General features: G+C 45.1%; 1 protein-coding gene. It reads right to left on the reverse strand.

What is annotated here, in order from left to right:
• The coding region (locus POW22_RS10405; protein WP_419181000.1) for a beta strand repeat-containing protein at positions 1-5,276 on the reverse strand (5,276 nt) is incomplete at both ends.

A 5,276-nucleotide genomic window follows, 5' to 3' on the forward strand; every position in this document is an offset into this window, starting at 1 on the left:
CTGGTTGGTCACCATTCCTGCGTCGATGTCATCTTGAGTGATCACATAAGAACCAGTGTATGTCCAAGTCTCCGTGACGTCAAGTTCCCCGTCAGCATCAGTATCTCCATCCACGAAAGTGATGGTTCCTACTAATGGATCAGTTACAGTAATTCCAGAAAGGCTTACGTTACCTTCATTGGTCACTACAAATGTGTAGTTGATAGCTTCTCCGTCATCAGCACAGTTATCACCATTGCCGTCTACGAAGATTCCTGTCTTCACAATAGCGATAGCAGCACCATTACACAATGGAGTTACTGTTGGATCGTCTTCTAATACAGAGCTATCATCAGACTCATCTTCCACTACAGAAGCGTCTGGAGCCGTTCCTTGCGCAAGCGCTTGGTTGGTCACCATTCCTGCATCGATATCATCTTGAGTGATGGTATAAGAACCAGTATACATCCAAGTCTCCGTGACGTCAAGTTCCCCGTCTGCATCAGTATCGCCATCTACAAAAGTGATGGTTCCTACTAATGGATCAGTTACCGTGATTCCAGAAAGGCTTACATTACCTTCATTGGTTACTACGAATGTATAGTTGATAGCTTCTCCATCATCGGCACAGTTATCACCGTTACCGTCTACAAAGATTCCTGTCTTCACAATAGCGATAGCAGCACCATTACACAATGGAGTTACTGTTGGATCGTCTTCTAATACAGAGCTATCATCGGACTCATCTTCTACAACTGAGCTGTCTGGAGCCGTTCCTTGTGCAAGCGCTTGGTTGGTCACCATTCCTGCATCGATATCATCTTGAGTGATGGTATAAGAACCAGTATACATCCAAGTCTCCGTGACGTCAAGTTCCCCGTCTGCATCAGTATCGCCATCTACAAAAGTGATGGTTCCTACTAATGGATCAGTTACCGTGATTCCAGAAAGGCTTACATTACCTTCATTGGTTACTACGAATGTATAGTTGATAGATTCGCCGTCATCAGCACAGTTATCACCGTTGCCGTCAACAAAGATTCCAGTTTTCACGATTGCGATAGCTGGGTTCTGACAAAGGTCAGTAACCGTTGGATCGTCCTCCAATACCGAAGTATCATCGGAATCATCAAAGACTGTTCTGCTAGAAGCATCTCCCGCAGCAGAAGCCTGATTGGTCACCTGTCCAGCGTCAATATCATCTTGAGTGATGGTATAGGTTCCCGTGTAGGTCCAAGTCTCATCTACGTCAAGTTCACCGTCCGCATCAGTATCTCCACCTACAAAGGTAATTGGCGATACGAGTGGATCTGTCACTAGAATTGCAGACAAGGATTCGTTACCCTCATTGGTTACTACAAAAGTGTAGTTAATCGTTTCACCTTCATCCGCACAGTTGTCACCATTACCGTCTACAAAGACTCCCATCTTCACAATCGCAATGATTGGATTCTGACACAATTCTACAACCGTAGGATCGTTGTCAAATTCGCTGGCGTTGTCTGAAAGATCTTCTACAACTGAAGCGTCTGGTGCAGTACCCTGAGCAATGGCTTGGTTAGTCACCTGACCGGCATCAATGTCATCTTGAGTAATGGTATAAGAACCAGTGTACGTCCAAGTTTCTGTAACATCCAATTCCCCATCAGCATCGGTATCTCCATCTACAAAAGTGATGGTAGCGATCAATGGGTCAGTAACTGTAATGCTCGACAAGCTTACGTTACCTTGGTTGGTTACAGTAAAGGTATAGTTGATAGATTCTCCGTCATCGGCACAGTTGTCACCGTTACCGTCAACAAAGATTCCAGTTTTCACAATAGCAATCGCTGGGTCTTGACAAAGGTCAGTCACCGTAGGATCATTCTCCAATACGGAGTTATCATCAGACTGATCTTCCACTACGGTAGCGTCTGGTGCAGTTCCTTGAGCCAAGGCTTGGTTAGTCACCATTCCAGCATCGATGTCATCTTGAGTGATAGTATAAGAACCGGTGTAGGTCCAAGTCTCAGTCACATCCAATTCTCCATCGGCGTCAGTATCACCATCTACAAAAGTGATGGTTCCTACTAATGGATCCGTTACGGAAATACTCGCAAGGCTTACATTACCTTCATTGGTCACTATGAAAGTATAGTTGATAGCTTCACCATCATCGACACAGTTATCACCGTTACCATCCACAAAGACTCCGGTCTTCACAATAGCAATAGCCGCTCCATTACACAATGGAGTTACTGTTGGATCATCTTCCAGTACAGAGTTATCATCAGACTCGTCTTCTACCACACTAGCATCCGGAGCAGTTCCTTGCGCAAGCGCTTGGTTAGTTACCCCACCAGCGTCAATATCATCTTGATCAATGGTATAGGAACCAGTATAAGTCCAAGTCTCGGTCACGTCAAGTTCACCATCAGCATCCGTATCACCATCCACAAAAGTGATGGTAGCAATTAGCGGATCCGTTACGGAGATACTTGCAAGGCTTACATTACCTTCATTGGTCACCACAAAAGTGTAATCAATAGACTCACCGTCATCGGCACAGTTGTTTCCGTTACCATCTACAAATATGCCCGTCTTCACGATCGCAATTGCTGGAGCTTGACAAAGGTCTGTTACCGTAGGATCATCCTCAAGAACAGAGTTGTCATCGGACTCATCTTCTACTACTGATGCGTCTGGAGCCGTTCCTTGCGCTAAAGCTTGGTTAGTTACCATTCCAGCATCGATGTCGTCTTGAGTGATGGTGTATGAACCTGTGTATGTCCAAGTTTCATCAACATCCAATTCGCCGTCCGCATCCGTATCGCCTGAAGCAAAAGTGATGGTTCCCACTAGTGGATCAGTCACAGAAATGCTCGCAAGGCTCACGTTACCTTCATTGGTCACAACGAAGGTATAGTTGATAGACTCACCATCATCGGCACAGTTATCACCGTTACCGTCAACAAAGACTCCTGTTTTTACAATAGCAATTACAGGCTCCTGGCACAATGGTGTTGTGGTCGGATCATTCTCCAATACTGAAGTATCATCAGACTCATCGCTTACTGGGTTATCATTAGTGTCTAGTCCGGCTGCAGTAGCTTGATTCACTACTTGTCCGGCGTCAATATCGTCTTGAGTGATTTCATAAGATCCCGTGTAGATCCAAATCTCATCTACGTCAAGTTCTCCATCTGCGTCGGCATCACCACTTACAAAAGTAATTGGCGTTACTAGCGGATCAGTTACTGTAATATCAGACAAGCTCACATTACCTTCATTCGTTACCGTGAAGGTATAGGTAATGGTCTCTGTTGGATCTGCGCAGCTGTCTGCGTTTTCATCATTAAATACTCCAGATTTTACAATCGCAATGATCGGATCTTGGCAAAGTGGAGTCACTGTTGGATCATCACCCGCCACAGAACTTTCATCAGAAAGGTCATCTACTATATTGTCACTAGGATCCTGACCAGCCGCTGTTGCTTGGTTAGTCACTTGACCTGCGTCAATATCGTCTTGAGTAATGACGTAAGATCCTGTGTAGATCCAAGTCTCGTCTACATCAAGTTCTCCATCGGTATCAGTATCACCACTTACAAAGGTAATAGGCGATACTAGCGGATCAGTTACTGTAATATCGGACAGACTCACATTACCTGCATTGGTTACCGTGAAGGTATAGGTAATGGTCTCTGTAGGATCTGCGCAACTGTCTGCGTTTTCATCATTAAATACTCCGGATTTTACAATCGCAATGGCAGCGCCATTACAAAGCGGAGTTACGGTAGGATCATCCTCTAGCACACTGCTGTCATCAGAAAGATCACTCACCGGATTGTCATTAGTATCTAAAGCAGAAGCTGTGGCTTGGTTAGCAACCTGCCCTGCATCAATATCGTCTTGATCAATGGTATAAGAGCCCGTATAAGTCCAAGTCTCGTCTACATCGAGTTCGCCGTCTGCATCGGTATCACCGCTTACAAAGGTAATTGAGGCGATCAGCGGATCTGTAACACTTACAGAAGACAAGCTTACGTTTCCTTCATTGGTTACCACAAAGGTGTAATCAATAGACTCGCCGTCATCGGAACAATTGTCTCCGTCACCATCAACAAATACTCCTGCTTTTACAATTGCGATCGCTGGATTTTGGCAAAGATCAGTTATGGTTGGATCGTCTTCCAATACAGAAGAATCGTCAGAATCATCTTCTACAACAGAGCTGTCTGGAGCCGTTCCTTGCGCAAGCGCTTGATTGCTTACAGAACCGTTGTCAATATCATCTTGAGTTATAGTATATGAACCTGTGTAGGTCCATGTCTCAGTTACATCCAACTCCCCGTCAGCATCTGTATCTCCCGAAGCGAAAGTGATGGTTCCCACAAGTGGATCTGTCACCGTTACACTGGAAAGGCTTACGTTTCCTTGATTAGTTACTGTAAAGGTATAGTTGATAGACTCGCCATCGTCAGCACAACTGTCTGCATCACCATCAACAAATACACCGGTCTTAACAATTGCAATGGCTGCATTGTTACAAAGTGTAGTTACCGTTGGATCGTTCTCTAGTACACTGTTGTCATCAGAATCGTCTTCTACAACTGAGCCGTCTGGAGCCGTTCCTTGTGCTAGCGCTTGGTTGCTTACAGAGCCGTTGTCAATATCATCTTGAGTGATGGTGTATGAACCTGTGTACGTCCAAGTTTCGGTTACATCTAATTCTCCGTCAGCATCCGTATCTCCTGAAGCGAACGTGATGGTTCCCACAAGTGGATCTGTCACCGTTACACTGGATAGACTTACGTTACCTTGGTTAGTTACTGTGAAGGTATAGTTGATAGATTCACCATCATCCGCACAGTTGTCTCCGTCTCCATCAACAAATACTCCTGCTTTTACAATTGCGATCGCTGGGTTTTGGCACAGATCAGTTACGGTTGGATCGTCTTCCAATACAGAAGAATCATCAGAATCGTCTTCTACAACTGAGCTGTCCGGAGCCGTTCCTTGTGCTAGCGCTTGGTTGCTTACAGAGCCGTTGTCAATATCATCTTGAGTGATGGTGTATGAACCTGTGTAGGTCCAAGTCTCAGTAACATCTAATTCTCCGTCAGCATCCGTATCTCCTGAAGCGAACGTGATGGTTCCCACAAGTGGATCTGTCACCGTTACACTGGATAGACTTACGTTACCTTGGTTAGTTACCGTGAAGGTATAGTTGATAGATTCACCATCATCCGCACAGTTGTCTCCGTCTCCATCAACAAATACTCCTGCTTTTACAATTGCGATCGCTGGGTTTTGGC

The sequence above is a fragment of the Gilvibacter sediminis genome, from assembly GCF_028561565.1.
Lineage (GTDB): Bacteria > Bacteroidota > Bacteroidia > Flavobacteriales > Flavobacteriaceae > Gilvibacter > Gilvibacter sediminis.